We start from the raw sequence: 17827 nt of genomic DNA, 5'->3' as shown, positions 1-17827 counted from the left end.
AGTCAGAAGTAGGAAGGTCGTTCTGTCGTTTATTAAAGGCTTGTCATGAGACGTTTTTTTTATCTGTCACTATTTTCCATCACCTTAGTCTTGCTCCTGTTTGTAGCTAAAGTTGGGGATGTAGATTTTAATCGAGCTCAGACGATCGCACTTAAAAAGTCCCCCTTGTCACAACCAATAGCAGCTACCTCTGATTCTGAAACCTATCCAGGGCTGGAGCTTAAACTGCCAGCATATCCCATGCCAACCAAACTTAAGATAGATAGCTCTGAGCGGTTTTTAGTACGTGCCGATGGCAGTCCCTTTGTCTGGATTGGGGATACTTTTTGGCTGTTTTCTAAGCTAACTCGCCAACAACGGATTAAGCTACTAGACGATCGCCAGAGTAAAGGCTTTAACGTGGTGATGATTAGGGTGGGCATGGGAAATGAGGAGGTGAATGAGCCGATCGGATTTAATGAGAATTTAGAGCCGATTGAGAGTCATTTTCAGGAAATAGACCATTTAGTAGCAGAAGCTAACCAGCGAGGTATGTATGTTGCGATCGCTACAGGATGGTGGCAGATTGTTCGAGACTATGATGCCGAAACACTCTATAAATTTGGCAGGTTCATCGGCGATCGCTATAAAGATAATGACAATGTTATCTGGTTGAGTGCTGGTGAGTCTGGCGGTCATCGGCGTAAAAGCGAGCTGGATTTGGATCGGGTTAAGTCACTGGTGCAGGGAATTAGAGATGGTGATACGGGAAATAAGCTTTTAACCATACATGCCGACTTCCAGCGTGGTACTTCTTTTTCTAAGATGAATACTTTAGTAGATTTTAATAACTGGCAAACCAGTCAATGGTGTTGTCCTAACGATCTTCCCCGTAAGGACGAGCGTAACTGGACTGTTTGGGAAGCGATCGCCTACGACTATCAACAATCTCCGACCAAACCAACTTTAGATGCTGAAGCCTGGTATGAAAATACTAATCTAGGAGGAGGGACACCTGCGACACCATACAATGTTCGTCGGCGTGCCTATTTCAGCATTTTTGCTGGCGGTTTTGGACATTCCTATGGCGGGTCGGGAGTCTGGGATGCAATGTCTAACTTTGACGAGGCACTGCAATTAGAGGGTTCAACACAGATTGGCTACCTCAGTCAATTTCTGCACGCCTTGGGCAAAGATTTTCTAAAGTTAAGACCAGCCCAATCAATGATTGTTAGCGGACAAAGTGCCGATTACGAGCGACATATTCAAGCAACTATGGCTAATGACGGCAGCTATGGGTTGGTGTACACCGCAGGTACGAGTGATTTTGCACTAAATCTTTCTTCGTTGAGTGCTGAGTCGGTATCGGTTTTGTGGTTTAACCCTAGAACAAAGGCATTGAGTAATAAAAGTACGGTACAAAAAGCAACTCAAGTCAATTTTACTACCCCAGAAGAAGGAGATTGGATTTTAGTACTGGGACGGTAATTAAGAAGTCAGAAGTTAGAAGTAGTAAGTAAAAATTGGTTAATTATATGGTTTTGCCAAAATTAAATTATTTAAAAGTTACCATTTTAGGTTTGCTTTTAACTTTGGCGTGCTTCACTCTTAATGTACAAGCTGCCTTTGCCCATTATCCCCATGATGATATTTTGGCAGTTGAAGTATCTCCCAATTATCAGCAAGATCGAACTTTATTTATTAATGTGCGAGGAAACATCTTAAGGTCACAAGATGGAGGTGATAGTTGGCAAACGATAGTAAACGGTTTGGATCATCAACATGAATTATCTGCTTTAGATATTGCTGCTCAATCGCCAAAAATTCTCTTTTTAGCTAGTTTGGGCGATGGAATTTACAAAACAGAAAATGGAGGCGATTCTTGGAATAAAGTCAACCAAGGATTAGCAACTTTGAGTTTTGATCTAGTGGCGATCGCTCCTGATTTGGCTGATGTAGTTTTCGCTGCGGGGACGGAAAAAGGACTATATAAAACAGAAAATGGTGGGGCAAATTGGACGCTAGTTATGCCAGAGAATAATAAGATTACGGCGATCGCCTTTGACCCTGCTCAACCAGACATGATTGTAATCGGCGACAACAAAGGAAATCTTTTCTATTCTCGCGATCGCGGTGAAAGTTGGCAGTGGCTTGATACCCTCGAAAAGAGTGGTGCGATCAAAGCTGTAGCAATTTCTCCTGATTTTGCTTTGGATCGGACTTTTTGGGTGGGAACAGAAAAAGAGGGAATCTGGCAAACAGTTGATGCTGGAGCTTCTTTCGCTAAAGTAAATAATGGCATCCGCGATCGCTCGATTATGTCTTTGGCAATCTCACCTAACTATCAAAGAGATAAAACTATCTTAGCTTCTACCTGGCAGGAGGGAGTTTTTTGCTCCCATAACGGCGGTAAAAGCTGGAAAAAATACAGTAAGGGTCTGACTAAAGATGGTCAAGCCGATCTACCTAATTTTAATCGACCTCATTTTAGCGGCTTGAGTATGTCCCAAGGCTATAGCCAGGATCGAACCGTCTTTATGGCTAGTTTTGATGGGTTATTCAAATCTACTGATGGTGGACGTGTTTGGCAAGAATTGAATACCTTATCATCAAACATTATCGTCGGTTTGGATGTGTCACCAGATTATCAAAATGATTCTACCGTTGCCATTACTACCTACTTAGGGGGAGCTTACATCAGCCACGATCGAGGAGTTACCTGGATGACTATCAACCAAGGTTTAGCCAAAGACAATTGGCTTAAGCGCACTTCCAAACAAATTCTCCAAGATGGTTATGTAGGGAGATTATTCGGTATCGAATTTTCTCCTAACTATCGACAAGACAAAACTATATTTTCACCCTCATGGACTTATTTTCTAAGGTCTACAAACACAGGTCAAGATTGGCAGAAAATTCCCCTAACTAGTAATAAATCAAGTCCCTTAAATAGACCGACTAAATATTCCATTGCTGTTTCACCTAACTTTGCTTCTGACGGAACTATTTATTTAGGTTCGATGCAGGGTACAGGGCAGGACTTTATGCTCAAGTCCACTGATGGAGGTCTTAGCTTCTCTCAGATAGGAAGTATCAACGGTCAATCAATAGTATATTTAGCTATTTCTCCAGATTTTGCTACAGACAAAACTTTATATGCAGGGGTTCATGATGGTGTCTATAAGACAGTGGATGGAGGTAAAACCTGGCAACCGACTGGTAATGATATTCCCTCGATGCCAGAAGAAAGCAAGTTAACTATTTCACCTAACTACAAACTAGATCGAACTGTTTTTGCTGGTACGGCTGCAGGTCTTTTTGTTACCAGAGATGAAGGAAAAAGTTGGCGCAAATTAGCAGTAAATGCAGATACGGAGCGTAGTTATGTAGATGCGGTGGCTATATCTCCCAATTATCAAAGCGATCGCACTCTCATTGTCAGCTTCAGAGGCAAAGGCTTATTTAAATCCGTTGATGGGGGAACAACCTTTGCTCAGGTTGGCGAGAATTTGCTCAATAGAAACCATTCTTTGGCAAATATGTACGGTTTTTGGCCACCAACTATGCCCATTAAATTCTCACCTGCATATTCAAGCGATCGCACTATCTATGGAGTAGCTGAAACTAATCTCTTTAAATCGACAGACGGTGGCAATACCTGGGCAAATCTATCCCTACCCACACCCCAAGGAACGAGTTTGAAGCAGCTAATAACCTATTATTATCTCCGCTTAACAGTTGCTCCAATTACTAAATTTTTGGTTGCTGCCATAGTTGCGTTAGCTAGTTATCTAATTTTAGGACGCTTGAGGTTAGACAAAACATTGTCCGTAAGAAAAATGCTCATTACAGCCAGCGGTGCGTTTACAGCATTTATGGTCGTATTCATGCTCTTTTCTATTTAGCTGACATGAGGTTGACACCTCATTGCCATAAAGGATCGATAATTCCTAGCTCTTAGCCGTTAGCTTCTTTTAGCTTACTTTCGGTTAGAGCGTAAATTCGTTTTTTTTGTATTGGCTAATAGTAAAACATATGAAATGGTTTCGTTTTAACTCTTTAGATGCGGTTAAAGGCATTGGAGTTTTGTTGCTGTCAATTTTAACTTGCTGCTGCTTTGATGTAGATACAGCATTGGCACATAGTCCCCACGACGCGATCGTTGATGTCGAACTTTCACCCAACTACGATCGCGACCAGACAGCATATTTTATTCTGGATGGTTATCTGCCTATCTGGGGTAATTTATTCAAGTCAAAAGATGGAGGCGATCGCTGGCAAAGAATTGAAAAGGGTTTGGATAATCAACATAAATTATTTTCCTTGGCTGTCTCATCTCAATCTAAGGAAACTCTCTTTCTCTCAACCTTGGGAGATGGAATCTATAAGTCACAAGATGGAGGAGCATCTTGGAACAAGGTGAACCAGGGACTAGAAACTTTGAGTATTGACTTAGTGGCGATCTCTCCTGATTCGGCTGATGTAGTTTTCGCTGCGGGAACTGAATCGGGACTCTATAAAACAGAAAACGGTGGGACAAGTTGGTCAACCGTTACGCCAGGGGAGAACAAAATTAAGGCGATCGCTTTTAACCCGAACAACCAGATAATTGTAGGGGACGATCGCGGAAATCTTTACTCTTCAACGGATCGGGGTAAAAACTGGCAGCCATTAACTACCCTCGAAAATAGTGGGGCAATTCAAGCCGTGGCAATTTCGCCTCGCTATAAAACAGATCGAACTGTTTGGGTAGGAACAGAAAAAGCGGGAATCTGGCAAACACTTGACGGTGGTGTTTCTTTTTTACCAGTCAATAACGGCATCAGCGATCGCTCGATTATGTCTTTGGCAATCTCGCCTAACTATGAGACAGATTTAACGATCTTGGCTTCTACCTGGCATGAGGGTGTTTTTCGCTCCACTGATGGTGGCAAAAGCTGGAACAAACAAAGCAGAGGTCTGAAAAAACACGCCCAAGCAGATACCACTTTATATAAAAGCCCTCATTTTAGCGACTTGAGTATTTCTGCTACCTATAGCCAAGATAAAACCCTGTTGCTAGCTGGTTTTGATGGCGTATTTAAATCCACCAATGGAGGACGTAGTTGGCGGGATGTCAACATCGGCAAAGGAACGACAAGCATCCGAAATATAGCCATATCACCAAATTACCAACATGATTCTACAGTTGCCATTTCTACTATCTATCAGGGGGTTTACCTGAGTCGCGATCGAGGAGCTACCTGGACTCCGATTAATCGTGGCTTAGGAACAGATCGTCTACTCAAACAAAATCTAATCGCTGAAACAGGAAACTTAGTTTTTTCTCCCGACTACAGTTCGGATGACACTATACTGGCTAGTTCTTGGGGTAGTTTAGCCAAAACCACCAATCGAGGTAAGTTCTGGCACAAGTTTTGGGTACCTAAACCTTTACGGCGTGATAGCTACATGGTTGTTTCTCCCAATTTCGCAAGCGATCAGGCGAAGCCTGGCAGCGAAGCTGATCGCACTGTTTATTTGGTAACGCTACCAGGTAAGATTCTCAAATCTACTGACGGAGGCAAGAACTTTTCCCGGGTTGGGGAAATTGGCGAACAGGCTGCTTTCATTCCTTCTCTGGCAATCTCTCCCAATTTTGCCCGCGATCGAACCCTCTATATAGGTAATTTTACTGGAGGGGTTTATAAATCGGTAGATGCTGGTGCTACCTGGCAACCGATAAAGGGTTTAGTTGCTAAAGACGACTATGCCAAGTTAGCGATTTCTCCCAACTACCAAAGCGATCGCACGGTTTTTGCTGGCACTGCCAAAGGGTTGTTTGTTACCCAAGATGGCGGGACAAGCTGGCGCAAATTGCCTGGCACTGCTTATGGTGGAGATAGCTATATCGAAACTATTGCCGTCTCCCCCAATTACCAAAGCGATCGCACTTTTCTTATTAGTGTCAGAGGGGAAGGTTTATTTAAAACTGCCGATGGAGGCACAACTTTTACTCAGGTTGGCGATTATTTAACTGGAGAACTTATGTTCTCTCCTGCATATTCTGTTGACCAAACTATTTATGGTTCGTCTGGGGCTGAACTATATAGATCGACCAATGGCGGTGATGCTTGGCAAACTATAGTAGTTCCTCAACCTGACTACAACTTTTTGACCATTTTGGATCATTTTGTGGTCAGTTCCCCCGAACGAAGATATTTAGTTGCTGCGCTCGCTGCTTTATTGAGTTATTTACTTCTAGGCTATTTACGCTTAGGCAAAAGATTGCCCTTGAGAAAATGGCAGCTTAAAACGGGTGCTGCATTTACAGCATTCATCGGCGTATTAGGCTTGTTGTCCGTCTAGGATAACTCCGACACAATCGAAAAGTTCAAAATTATTCCCAATCAATTCTTGAATAAGAGGTCAAAGATGGCTATTATTTGTCGCGATTACAAACTGCTGTTTATCCAAGTACCAGCTACAGGCTGTTCTTCGATTAGTGAAGTATTAATAGAAAAGCTTGGGGGAGAAAAACTACCTGAAAAAGATTTCATGCTGGCAAAAAAATACAAGCTAGTCGGGGAAAAGCATAACACCCTCAAACAGTTGATTGGATTTAATCTTATTTCTGAACAAGAATTAAAATCCTATCTGACATTTGGCACAGTGCGTAATCCCTTCGATCGCTTTGCTAGTGCTTACCAAAGATATATAAGTTCTTGGTGGGAACAAATGATTCAAAGCGACGATCCCAATTGCCCAGCCAATAGAGTAGGGGCAACATATCGCGCCAGATATGTCCAAAACGTTCAACAGCAAATTCAGCTAGCCAGAGAAGAAGGTTTTGAAAAATGGTTATCTAGAAAAATCTTGTTTCCCCAACGTCTCGATCAACGGGTCAAATCTGGTTTCAAACACTGGCTGAGAAAACAACCTCTGTTACTTACCCAAAGTTCCGTCAAAAGGAATATTGCCTATCCGCTAATCAATGGTGTCGATTGCGTTATTCGTTATGAGCGTCTAGAAAGCGATTTGAACCAGATTTTAAGTCAGGCAGGAATAGATGAATATATTCCAATACCTCATACCAATAAAACCCCTGGCAAAAAATCCTATCAGGCACAATATTCCCCCAAAGCTAGAGCCATTGTAGAGCAAGAGTTGGCTCAGGAATTAGCTGCATTTAAATATACTTTCGATGGGCTAGTTGCTGAAAATCAAACAGTATTTGACGCTAGTTTGCGATCGTAGGCGTGATTCCGCATGTAGTCAAAAGATTTAGTTCGCGCTGTGCGTATATTTGTCCGTTCAAAAATTTAATCTTTAAGTAGGTAGAAAATTATGGAATTTAGAGAAACAAAACTCAAAGGTGCTTTCATTATTGCCTTAAAACCAATGCAAGATCACCGTGGCTTTTTTAGTCGCACCTTTTGTGCCAAGGAATTTGAAGCACATAACTTAAGACCAGCAGTTGCCCAGTGCAATTTATCCTTCAATTACAGTAAAGGAACTTTGCGAGGGATGCATTATCAAATACCCCCCGCAACGGAAACTAAATTTATTCGCTGTACTAAAGGGGCAATTTACGATGTGATCGTCGATTTGCGTCCAGACTCGGAAACTTATCTACAGCATATTGGTGTTGAACTTACAGCAGAAAATCATCTCGCTTTATATGTTCCTGAGATGTTTGCCCATGGTTATCAAGCCTTGACGGATGATACGGAAATCATCTATCAAGTCAGCGAATTTTATACGCCAAATCAAGAGAGAGGGATACGTTATGACGACCCCGCATTAGGAATTCAATGGCCCTTGCCCATTAGTGAGATTTCTGAAAAAGATGCTAGCTGGTCTTTATTCAAAACTCCTGTTGTTAATCACAGGTAAATACAACTAACAACTAACAACTAACAACTAACAACTAACAACTAACAACTAACAACTAACAACTAACAACTAACAACTAACAACTAACATGATTATTGTAGATCGAGCTTTACAAGAGTGTTTGGCAGCCCGAAACCCTGTCAGAGTGGCAATGACTGGTGCTGGTTTTATGGGACGAGGTATTGCCAATCAAATTATCAACTCAGTTCCAGGAATGAAATTAGTGGCGATCGCTAATCGCCATCTAGAGGGGGCGAAAAAAGCCTATACAGAAGCAGGAGTCGAACAAGTAGAAGAAGTTGAGACAGTTGCTGCACTAGAACAGGCAATTAACCAAGGAAAATACGCCATTACCGAAGATCCCAAACTTTTGTGCCAGGCAGAACAGATTGATGCCTTGATCGAAGTGACTGGGACGATTGAATATGCAGCCGAAATTGTCATGGAGGCGATCGCCAACCGCAAACACGTGATTTTGATGAATGCGGAACTAGATGGCACTATTGGTTCGATTCTCAAGGTTTATGCCGACAGCGCAGGAGTCATTATCAGTGCCTGCGATGGCGACCAACCAGGGGTACAAATGAACCTCTACCGCTTTGTCAAAAGTATCGGACTCACTCCCTTGCTCTGCGGCAACATTAAAGGATTACAAGACCCCTATCGCAATCCCACGACCCAGGAAGGTTTTGCCAGACGTTGGGGACAAAAAGCCCACATGGTAACCAGTTTTGCCGATGGAACAAAAATTTCTTTTGAACAGGCGATCGTGGCTAATGCGACAGGGATGCAGGTAGCCAAGCGGGGGATGCTAGGATATGAATTTAAAGGTCATGTAGATGAAATGACCTCAATGTATGATGTCGAGCAGCTCAAACAGTTGGGTGGCATTGTCGATTATGTTGTAGGGGCAAAACCTGGTCCTGGCGTATACGTGTTTGCTACTCACGATGACCCCAAACAACAGCACTATCTCAATTTATACAAACTGGGAGAAGGCCCTCTCTATAGTTTTTATACTCCTTATCATCTCTGCCACTTTGAAGTGCCTTTGTCTGTCGCCAGGGTTGTTCTATTGCAGGATGCGGTGATGAGTCCTCTGGGTAAACCTCAAGTAGATGTGGTGACAACGGCTAAAATTGACTTAAAAGCAGGAGAACAGCTTGATGGAATTGGTTACTACATGACCTACGGACAGTGTGAAAACTACGATGTAGCCCGTGCGGAAAATCTATTACCAATGGGATTAGCTGAAGGTTGTCGTCTCAAGCGAGATGTTGCTAAAGATTCTGTACTGACCTATGACGATGTAGAACTCCCTAGTGGCAGACTATGCGATCGCCTAAGAGCCGAACAAGATGCCTATTTTGGCGTAGTTGCTAAACGGGTTCAGAAAATAGCTCTATCTTAGGGCTGAAAATCAATTTCTAGGTTAATTAAGTTGTTTCTCTAATTATATTTGTCATGGCAATCGATCTCATCTCGCTCAACAATCCTTCTAGCAACTTAACTGTCGATCTTAATAACACTGCTGACTATAGTCAAGGTAGCAGTGTTATTATTGCCAATCTTGCTACAGCTCGGGTACTTACTCCGATATATGGAACCATTGAGCAACCAAAAATCCTCACAATTGGGGATTCTATTACCTCAGGCCAATACCCCGTTGAGCCTACACCTGGTGCATATCGCATACAGTTAAAGAATAATTTTGTTGCTGATGATTTGAGTATCGATTTTATCGGTTCTAAAACTAATGATAAGACTAATCTAGATGATGCAGAACATGAAGGACACCCAGGATGGACGATTGATCAGCTGACAGGGTTAGTAGAGGGCGGGTTATTAAAAAACTATCAACCTGATGTCGTGCTGGTGATGGCAGGAACTAACGATATCTTGCACTCTGATGATGCTGCTACAGTAATTGAAGATCTCAATCGACTAATCGATCGCCTGCAAGATAAGCTACCCGATGTACCGATATTGGTTTCTTCTATTGCACCTATCGATCCTGCATTTAGGGGCGAACTGCGAGCCAGTATTGTCAAAGAAGTTAACCTAGAGTTACCAGAACTAGCCCAACAGCAGGGTTCACAAGTAACCTACGTCAACGGTGGCGGAGCGCTAAATCTCGACGATCTAATAGCTGACGGAATCCATCCCAATGCTGCGGGATATCAAGAGATCGGTAATGCTTGGTATGACTCTCTGGTAGGGCAAGTTACCCTCACTGGAGTCAACCACATTACGGGGACGGCATATAGCGATCGCTTAACAGGTAACGAGCAGGCAAATATTTTGTTTGGTAATGGTGGCGCAGATTCTTTAAGTGGTGGTGAAGGTGCAGATAGCTTCGTTTATGAAAATCTCGATTTAGAGATTGATACCATCACAGATTTTAGCATCGGCGATCGCCTGTTATTCTCCGCTTCTGGTTTTGATGGTGGCTTAGTTGCTGGCACAAACTTAACAGAAGTCGATTCGGAAACTGGAGACTTTATTAGTAGTACAAATTCTTACTCTTTGGCAACTGGGGCTAGTTTTTTCTACGAAACTGATACTGGTCTACTTAGTTTCGATCCTGATGGTAGTGGCTCGATTGTTGCCTCTGAAATTGCCATATTGTCTAACATACCTTCTCTTAGCCCAGAACAGATTACGATTGTCGCCTAGTTTTTCCCTCAATTCAAAAGATTTACAGCTTTAGGAGAATTACAAAGATGTCAGCTCAAACGATTACCACCACAGCAAATCAAAATGATACGATGCGTCAGGATTTAAATCAATCCTTAATCCGCAATCATATCAATCCGTCAGAACTAAGTACCCTGCAACGTATTGTGCTGACCACTGATGGAACGCTAACCGAAATATTAGAAGCCTATTTATTTGAAAAAATTCGGATAGTTAAACTTTCTGAAGGAATAGTTTCCATTACCCAAAATATTGCGCCATTAGCAGTAAAACAGGGTAGCGAAGTAATCGAACGAAAAGTCTTACTTCAAGGGAAAATCAGCCGCAAAAATTTTATTTATGCCGAATCAATTCTAGTTATTGAAAGATTAGACGAAAAGTTTAAAAATGAATTGTTACATTCAAAAACTCCCCTAGGTAGACTTTGGTTGGAACACAAGCTGGAAACATTCAAGGAAATAATCGATACTGCTGAAGAAACTGCGGAGCAACTATTAGCTTATTTTCCACTCAAACCAGAAGATAAGATTTTTTCGCGCACTTATCGCGTCTTTTCTCAAGGTCAGCCGATTATGACGATTACTGAAAAATTTCCCGCAAGTTATTTTCAATCGGGGTTTTGAATCAGTACATGGGTTGATGTTGATTAGTATTTAGGGGCGAACGACCGTTCGCCCGTACAGTAGTTAAAGGTTAAATATGCTAGAACAAAATTTGGCTAAGATTGTCCAAAAATATCCTAAAAAGACTGCTATTGTTGACGATCGCTCGAATATTGCCTATCAAGAGCTATACGATCGAATTAAAGGCTTTAGTAAAGGTCTTAGCTCTTTAGGGATCTCTCACTGTGACTGTGTTGCGGTTGTCTTGCCCAACTGCAGCGAATTTGTGGTTAGCTTTTATGCTGCTGCCAAACTAAATGCTATTTTCTTGCCATTAAACCATCTATTTAAGGAAGAAGAGCTTAGTTACTATATCAATGATAGTGATGCCCAAGTAATTATTACCGATACTATAAGAGCCGACCTTTGCCACCAGATTATTTCAAAATCAGAGCGACAAATCGAGTTAATTACGATTGATGGGGCTAATCCCTCTTCAACTTATTTTTACGATCTCATCTTGCCTGAAGAAACCAAAATCGAAGACAATATCGTTTTGGCTGGGGAAAATTTCTTGTATCAATATTCTTCAGGTTCTACAGGCCGACCCAAAAGAGTAGGCAGAACTCAATACAATTTATACCATGAGGTTAATAATTTTACGCAAACCGCCAAAATAACTTCAGCAGACAATATTTTATGTTTAGTTCCCATGTATCACGCTCATGGCTTGGGAAATTGCTTGCTTGCTTCTATTGATAACGGAGCGACTTTAGTTATTTTAGAGCAGTTTCGGCAACAGGGAACGCCAGTGGAAGTTCCCTTTATTTTTAGACGTTTGAGAGTCTTAGAGCTAATCGAACAAGAGCAAATTACTATTTTGCCAGCAGTACCTTATATCTTTAATACTTTGGCAGAAACACCGACCGATACTCAAGCCGATTTAAGCTCTTTAAGACTATGCTTCTCTGCTGGTAATTTTCTCTCTCAGGATATTTATGAACGATTTCGGGCAAGATTTGGCATCTCTATCAAACAACTTTATGGTTGCACAGAAGCAGGTTCGGTGGCGATCGACTTAGAAGATTCAGATAAACCTTATGGTTCGGTTGGTCGTCCGATGCAAAATGTCGAACTTAAAATTATCGGCGATCGCGAAACTCAATTGCCCGTAGGAGAAATTGGCGAAATCGTGATTAAAAGCGAGACACTAACCAGTGAATACCACAATATGCCAGAACTCAATCAACAAACCTTTAAAGATAGAGCATTTTTTACTGGTGACTTAGGGAAAATCGATGAGTCTGGTCATCTTTATATTACTGGCAGAAAGAAAATCTTAATTGATACGGGAGGTCGTAAGGTCGATCCAATTGAAATAGAAGATGTTTTGATTACTCACGCGAACATCAAAGAAGCAGTTGTCGTTGGTGTTAAAGGCTTTTTTGCTGGAGAAATAATTAAAGCAGTCATCGTTACCGAAGGTTCGCAACAGTGTGATGCCAAAGAAATCTCCGCCTACTGCAAAGCCAGATTGGCTGAATTTAAAGTACCCAGAATTATCGAATTCCGCGAAGAAATTCCCAAAAGTCCACTAGGCAAAATTCTGCGCAAAGCTCTGGTTTAAAAGTAATAAGTTATGAATATCGAAGCCATACTAGATGTCAACATCGAATCCTCTAGAGCTTTATTGACCCCAGTTCAACTCAAAAATCAGTTACCTTTAACCCAAGCTGCTGCTAAGACGGTTTTGCAAGGAAGGCAAGAATTACAAAATATTCTTGAGGGAAAAGACACCAGAAAATTTATGATTGTCGGCCCATGTTCGATTCACGATCCAGAAGGAGCGCAACATTATGCTCAAAAGCTAAAAGCCTTGGCTCAAAAAGTTAAAGATAAATTGTTGATTGTGATGAGGGTTTATTTTGAAAAACCCAGGACAACTGTAGGCTGGAAAGGATTAATTAACGACCCCGATCTAGATGATTCTTTTAATGTGCACAAAGGTCTATTTACGGCACGTAATTTACTCATTAAAATTGCCGAAATCGGTCTACCTGCTGCTACCGAAGCCTTAGATCCCATAACCCCTCAGTATCTAGCCGAGTTAATTTCTTGGTCGGCAATTGGCGCGAGGACAATTGAATCGCAAACTCATCGGGAAATGGCTAGTGGGCTGTCTATGCCAGTCGGGTTTAAAAACAATACTGATGGCAACTTTCAAGTGGCTTTAAACGCCATTCAATCTTCCAGGATGCCTCACAATTTTCTCGGACTCGGTCGCCAAGGGCAAGTCAGCACGTTTAAAACTAAAGGTAATCATTACGGTCATCTTATTTTGCGAGGCAGCGATCGCGCCTCTAATTTTGATGCTGCGACGGTAACGAGGGCAGAAAATCAATTAGCAGCTCTCAGTTTGCCTCAGAAGATCGTCATTGATTGCAGCCATGGAAACTCTAGTAAAAACCATCAATTACAGGCTTCGGTGCTGGAGAATATTCTGCAACAAATAGCCGATGGCAATCAATCGATAGTTGGCATGATGCTGGAATCTAATTTGTTTGAAGGTAATCAGAAGATTCCTCGAAATTTAGAAGAATTGAAATATGGTGTTTCCGTGACCGATAAATGCATAGGTTGGTCAGATACCGAAAAAATTATTTTGTCTGCTTACGAGCGACTCAATACAGATAGAAACATTACTATTTACTCCTGTGGAACGGTTGTGTCTGGGATACCCGTCCGCAATTTGCTAACTACAAAAGGATAGAAATTGCTAGCTCTTTAAACAGCGAAAGTAATAGAATTAGCAGCAATTTTTGCTTACTTACTTACTTACTTACTTACTTACTTTACAAAACATTTAATATTTGCCAAGCACGATGAAAACTATGACTGTTGAAGAATTAAAACAAAAAACTCAAAATGTAATTTTAGAGTTATTACCAAATGTTGAGGGGCAAAATCTCTCAGATGAATGCGATATTTTTAGTCTGGGACTAGATTCAATTAATGCTATGTCTCTCATTTTTAGCTTGCAAGATGCTTTTGATGTCAAGTTTGAAAGTGATGAAATTAGCTTTGATAATTTTCAAACTGTTGCCAAAATTGTCGAATTAATTGAGAAAAAGCAAGAGATCGAGTAAGAAATCTAGTTCCACTACACAGCAGAAATTGGTAATAAGTAATAAACAATGAAACCTATAGAAACCGAATTGCCTAGCATCTCATCAACAGCTCAGAACAACAAGGCGATCGCGCTTGCCGAGACTAAACTCGAAGCACCAAACGATCTTTGGCAAGCGATTAAAACTATTATTGGTCTGCAAAATCAAGCACCACCATTAGTGCCTGTCGATCGCGATCGCGATTTACCCCTATCTTTTAACCAAGAAAGGCTCTGGTTGCTCGAACAACTATCCTCGGAAAGTACGGCTTATAATATTCCCTTCGCACTCCGTTTGCAAGGTCAGCTTAATATTACAGCCCTAGAACAAAGTTTTAAAGAAATCTTACGTCGCCAGCAAGCTTTAAGAACCCAATTTGCTACCGTGGATAATTATCCAGTTCAAATAGTTACTGAGACTGAGGACGACTGGAGTTTGACCGTAAAGCAACTGCCATCATCGCTAATTTCCCAAGAACGAGAAACGGCGATCGCACGGCTTATTCAAGAAGTTGCTCGACAACCCTTCGATCTCACCAGTGGATATCTTTTAAGGGCTTGTCTAGTTCAGCTTGAACCCACAGAACATCTATTACTGATAACCGTTCACCATATTGCCTTTGATGGTTGGTCTGAAGGAATTTTTTGGCGAGAATTAGCGGCACTCTACGAATCTTTTGCCGCGCGTAAATCTTCATCTCTACCAGAATTATCGGTCCAGTATGCTGATTTTGCAGTTTGGCAACGCCAGTGGTTACAAAATGATTTTTTAGCCGCATTAAATTCTTATTGGCAAGCAAAACTTGGCACAAATCTTCAAGAATTAGCCTTACCGACAGACTATCCTGCGCCAGCCCTACCGACCCGTAAAAGCTCTACCTATAAGTTAACTCTCTCTCCCTCACTCACTGATAAGCTAAAACAGCTTAGTTATCAATCTGGTGCAACTCTTTTTGCTACTTTATTAACTACGTTTAAGATTCTGCTTCATGTCTATACCGAGCAAGATAATCTTTTTGTCTGTACTCCTATTGCCAACCGTAATCGCCCAGAACTCAAACAGCTTATGGGTTACTTGGTTAACCTCCTGATTCTGCGGAGTGACTTATCTGGCGATCCTAGTTTTCAGGAATTACTAGGTCGAGTAAGTAAAACTGTAACTGGGGCTTATGCTCACCAAGATTTTCCGCTACAACAGCTAGTCCAAGATTTGGGGCTGGGACAAATTTCCCTATCTCAAGTTATGTTTGTTCTCCAAAATAACGCAAGCAGTACGCCAACTCTATCTGGTTTAACTGTTGAACAATTAGAGAGCGATAACGGTACGGCTGATTTTGATTTATCGCTGTCTTTGACGGAGGATCGCGATCGACTAATTGGAGTTTGGAAATACAATAGCGATCTATTTTCATCTCCGTCGATCGCAACCATGGCAGGGCATTGGCAAACAGTGCTGGAAAAAATTGTAGCCGATCCTACGCAACCTATTGATTCTTTATTAATCTTCAATAAACGCGATCGCCAGCAACTACGAGCTAAACAAGCAAATCGTTTGTCTCCCGAGCGAGCCAAATCTCAAGCCACTAATCTCAAGCCGAGAAATGCCTTAGAATTAAGACTTACTAAGCTCTGGTCAGAAATTTTAGACATCCCACAGATTCAGCTTCAAGATAACTTTTTTGAGGTGGGAGGCAGTTCCCTACTGGCATTTCGCTTAATTGCGGAAATCGATCGCTCTTTTGGCAAGAAGTTACCCCTATCTGCTTTGCTACAAGCACCAACAATTGAAAAGTTAGCCAAACTAATCGGCCAAGAAGGGAATACTAATGCTAGCTCTTGGTTAAATCCCCCACAACCAGGAAATTCTCGTCCGATTTTATTTTGTATTCCTCCTGCTGGAAATAGCCTCTTAGGATTTGCCAATTTAGTACATCATCTGGGTGCAGATCAGCCTTTTTATGTTCCTCAACCACTGGGCTTAGAAGCAGAAACGACTCCCCATGAACGAGTAGAAGATATGGCGGCACACTATATTCAGGAAATCCAAACAATTCAACCTGTCGGTCCTTATTATCTGGGAGGAAGATGTTTTGGTGGTATTGTCGCTTTTGAAATGGCACGACAACTCGTAGAGCAGCGACAAAAGGTAGCTTTATTGGCTTTGATTGATGGTGGATTACCTCCCAATATTTATTCAAAGTTAAGAAACGCTGATGGCAGTAAAAAAGAGAAGTCTCTAGCTGAATATTGGCAAAGTTTTGCTTATTTTTGTCGTAATGGTCAATTATTGACCATCCTTCAATATCGATATCGACAGCAGTTGCGAAAACTGAAAGCGAGATTTTTCCCTGATAATACATCTCCAGATCCTTTAATGGCAAATGTACGACGGGTTTTTCGCAGTCATCTCAAAGCAAGAGCTAATTATATGCCATCGAGTAGTTATCCTGGCAAAATTACGATCTTTGCTAGCGGTACTTTAAGACTAGATCAGCAAGATAGTTGGAACAAATTAGCCACAGAAGGGATTGAATGTCATTTCGTTGGTGGTAGCCACGGCACCATTGACCAAGAACCTTACGTGGGAATTTTGGCAGCTAAGTTAAGAGATTGCTTGGATTTAAAATTTTAAAATAAAGACGGCATCCATTCTCATAAAAATAACACTACATTTTTAAGTATTATTATTTTGTTGTCTGGTACTTAAAATAACCTGAATTCGGGATAAGCTGAATCCTTTACTATTCGGTTAATTGAAAAACCGCTTTCTTAGTTCAATTTTAAAATTGAAGAGATAAAAAAACTTTGAAAAGGCTTAGAGCTTAGAGCTTAGAGCTATTCTAACAATTTAACTCTCTTAACCCGAAAGTAACGTTAAAATAGCTCTACCCATGCCAACCAAAGCAATATTTCTAACTATACTGCCAACAATCTGACTCAGATCGGGAAATGCTAGCAGACGGCAGAGAAGATTTAAACTGACTCCAAGTATTAACAATAATCCTGACCATCTTGGTAAAATTCTAGCCACGATCGCAGCTATGCCAAATAATATTCCTTCTGCAGCAACCATCAATCCGCCATGAATAGATGCTGCCTAATTATTCAAGTAAAGTAGAGTAATCTGTTGTTTTAGCTACCAAAGCTGTGACTGGAAGCATAACTTTGCCACAAGAGGAAGCATAATATTGCCACAACAAACTCGGAGAATGCCTATTCTTACGTTAAGCAATTTTTATGATTTTACCTTCTAAGGAAGCATAATATTGCCGAAAGTTTTAAATGGAAGCATAAGCTTGCCGTGAGTAATTCATAGTATTTTGTCTGCTGTAAGCACTGCTGTTGCATAGTTATATAATTATTACTTTTTGCCATATCTTCACTATCTAACAATGTAGCTTTTAATTTTCACTAGTTGTTTGGGAAGAATATAAATATAGCCTTTGTGTAAGGCTGTGCTTAATTCTCGCACCATAAATAAAATACATGACAACAGAAATTAACGGTA

General features: G+C 41.2%; 13 protein-coding genes. 12 read left to right on the top strand and 1 reads right to left on the bottom strand.

What is annotated here, in order from left to right; translation table 11 throughout:
• Window positions 1-45 precede the first annotated feature (45 nt).
• The 12 genes from V6C71_23770 to V6C71_23715 all read left to right on the top strand — a co-directional run bounded on the left by V6C71_23770 (window position 46) and on the right by V6C71_23715 (window position 16951).
• A complete protein-coding gene (locus V6C71_23770; GenBank protein ID HEY9771475.1) occupies window positions 46-1467 on the top strand; it encodes a DUF4038 domain-containing protein in 1422 nt (473 codons plus the stop codon).
• Window positions 1468-1514: 47 nt separating this feature from the next.
• Window positions 1515-3884, top strand: a complete 2370-nt coding sequence (locus V6C71_23765) for a YCF48-related protein (protein HEY9771474.1) — start codon at window positions 1515-1517, stop codon at window positions 3882-3884.
• Window positions 3885-4014: 130 nt separating this feature from the next.
• Window positions 4015-6327 (top strand): YCF48-related protein, encoded by a 2313-nt coding sequence (locus V6C71_23760; protein HEY9771473.1) that lies wholly within the window; start codon window positions 4015-4017, stop codon window positions 6325-6327.
• Window positions 6328-6393: 66 nt separating this feature from the next.
• Window positions 6394-7215, top strand: coding sequence for a sulfotransferase family 2 domain-containing protein (locus V6C71_23755; GenBank protein ID HEY9771472.1), 822 nt, complete (start codon window positions 6394-6396; stop codon window positions 7213-7215).
• A gap of 90 nt (window positions 7216-7305) precedes the next feature.
• The gene (gene rfbC, locus V6C71_23750; GenBank protein HEY9771471.1) at window positions 7306-7854 is read left to right on the top strand and encodes a dTDP-4-dehydrorhamnose 3,5-epimerase; all 549 of its coding nucleotides are present in this window, start codon (window positions 7306-7308) and stop codon (window positions 7852-7854) included.
• 88 nt (window positions 7855-7942) lie between these two features.
• Window positions 7943-9265: a Gfo/Idh/MocA family oxidoreductase gene (locus V6C71_23745; protein HEY9771470.1), complete on the top strand. Its 1323-nt coding sequence runs from the start codon at window positions 7943-7945 to the stop codon at window positions 9263-9265.
• Window positions 9266-9318: 53 nt separating this feature from the next.
• Window positions 9319-10530 carry a GDSL-type esterase/lipase family protein gene (locus V6C71_23740; GenBank protein ID HEY9771469.1) on the top strand — a complete coding sequence of 404 codons (1212 nt, stop codon included), beginning with the start codon at window positions 9319-9321 and terminating at the stop codon, window positions 10528-10530.
• Window positions 10531-10577: 47 nt separating this feature from the next.
• Window positions 10578-11174 carry a chorismate pyruvate-lyase family protein gene (locus V6C71_23735; GenBank protein ID HEY9771468.1) on the top strand — a complete coding sequence of 199 codons (597 nt, stop codon included), beginning with the start codon at window positions 10578-10580 and terminating at the stop codon, window positions 11172-11174.
• Window positions 11175-11250: 76 nt separating this feature from the next.
• The gene (locus V6C71_23730) at window positions 11251-12780 is read left to right on the top strand and encodes an AMP-binding protein (GenBank protein ID HEY9771467.1); all 1530 of its coding nucleotides are present in this window, start codon (window positions 11251-11253) and stop codon (window positions 12778-12780) included.
• Window positions 12781-12792: 12 nt separating this feature from the next.
• A complete protein-coding gene (locus tag V6C71_23725) occupies window positions 12793-13923 on the top strand; it encodes a 3-deoxy-7-phosphoheptulonate synthase (GenBank protein HEY9771466.1) in 1131 nt (376 codons plus the stop codon).
• Window positions 13924-14035: 112 nt separating this feature from the next.
• A complete protein-coding gene (locus tag V6C71_23720; protein HEY9771465.1) occupies window positions 14036-14299 on the top strand; it encodes an acyl carrier protein in 264 nt (87 codons plus the stop codon).
• A 48-nt stretch (window positions 14300-14347) separates the two neighbouring features.
• Window positions 14348-16951, top strand: a complete 2604-nt coding sequence (locus V6C71_23715) for a condensation domain-containing protein (GenBank protein ID HEY9771464.1) — start codon at window positions 14348-14350, stop codon at window positions 16949-16951.
• Between the two features lie 225 nt (window positions 16952-17176).
• On the opposite strand, the gene V6C71_23710 is transcribed toward V6C71_23715, so the two are convergent.
• Window positions 17177-17392, bottom strand: coding sequence for a hypothetical protein (locus V6C71_23710; GenBank protein ID HEY9771463.1), 216 nt, complete (start codon window positions 17390-17392; stop codon window positions 17177-17179).
• Between the last annotated feature and the right edge of the window lie 435 nt (window positions 17393-17827).

The organism is Coleofasciculaceae cyanobacterium, from assembly GCA_036703275.1.
Classification (GTDB): Bacteria; Cyanobacteriota; Cyanobacteriia; order Cyanobacteriales; family Xenococcaceae; genus Waterburya.
This window is presented reverse-complemented; position numbering and strand designations above follow the sequence as displayed.

Excerpts from the sequence above, each read along its gene's own strand:
- V6C71_23770 (HEY9771475.1), top strand. The coding sequence starts at position 46 with ATGAGACGTTTTTTTTATCTGTCACTATTTTCCATCACCTTAGTCTTG.
- V6C71_23765 (HEY9771474.1), top strand. The coding sequence starts at position 1,515 with ATGGTTTTGCCAAAATTAAATTATTTAAAAGTTACCATTTTAGGTTTG.
- V6C71_23760 (HEY9771473.1), top strand. The coding sequence starts at position 4,015 with ATGAAATGGTTTCGTTTTAACTCTTTAGATGCGGTTAAAGGCATTGGA.
- V6C71_23755 (HEY9771472.1), top strand. The coding sequence starts at position 6,394 with ATGGCTATTATTTGTCGCGATTACAAACTGCTGTTTATCCAAGTACCA.
- rfbC (HEY9771471.1), top strand. The coding sequence starts at position 7,306 with ATGGAATTTAGAGAAACAAAACTCAAAGGTGCTTTCATTATTGCCTTA.
- V6C71_23745 (HEY9771470.1), top strand. The coding sequence starts at position 7,943 with ATGATTATTGTAGATCGAGCTTTACAAGAGTGTTTGGCAGCCCGAAAC.
- V6C71_23740 (HEY9771469.1), top strand. The coding sequence starts at position 9,319 with ATGGCAATCGATCTCATCTCGCTCAACAATCCTTCTAGCAACTTAACT.
- V6C71_23735 (HEY9771468.1), top strand. The coding sequence starts at position 10,578 with ATGTCAGCTCAAACGATTACCACCACAGCAAATCAAAATGATACGATG.
- V6C71_23730 (HEY9771467.1), top strand. The coding sequence starts at position 11,251 with ATGCTAGAACAAAATTTGGCTAAGATTGTCCAAAAATATCCTAAAAAG.
- V6C71_23725 (HEY9771466.1), top strand. The coding sequence starts at position 12,793 with ATGAATATCGAAGCCATACTAGATGTCAACATCGAATCCTCTAGAGCT.
- V6C71_23720 (HEY9771465.1), top strand. The coding sequence starts at position 14,036 with ATGAAAACTATGACTGTTGAAGAATTAAAACAAAAAACTCAAAATGTA.
- V6C71_23715 (HEY9771464.1), top strand. The coding sequence starts at position 14,348 with ATGAAACCTATAGAAACCGAATTGCCTAGCATCTCATCAACAGCTCAG.
- V6C71_23710 (HEY9771463.1), bottom strand. The coding sequence starts at position 17,392 with ATGGTTGCTGCAGAAGGAATATTATTTGGCATAGCTGCGATCGTGGCT.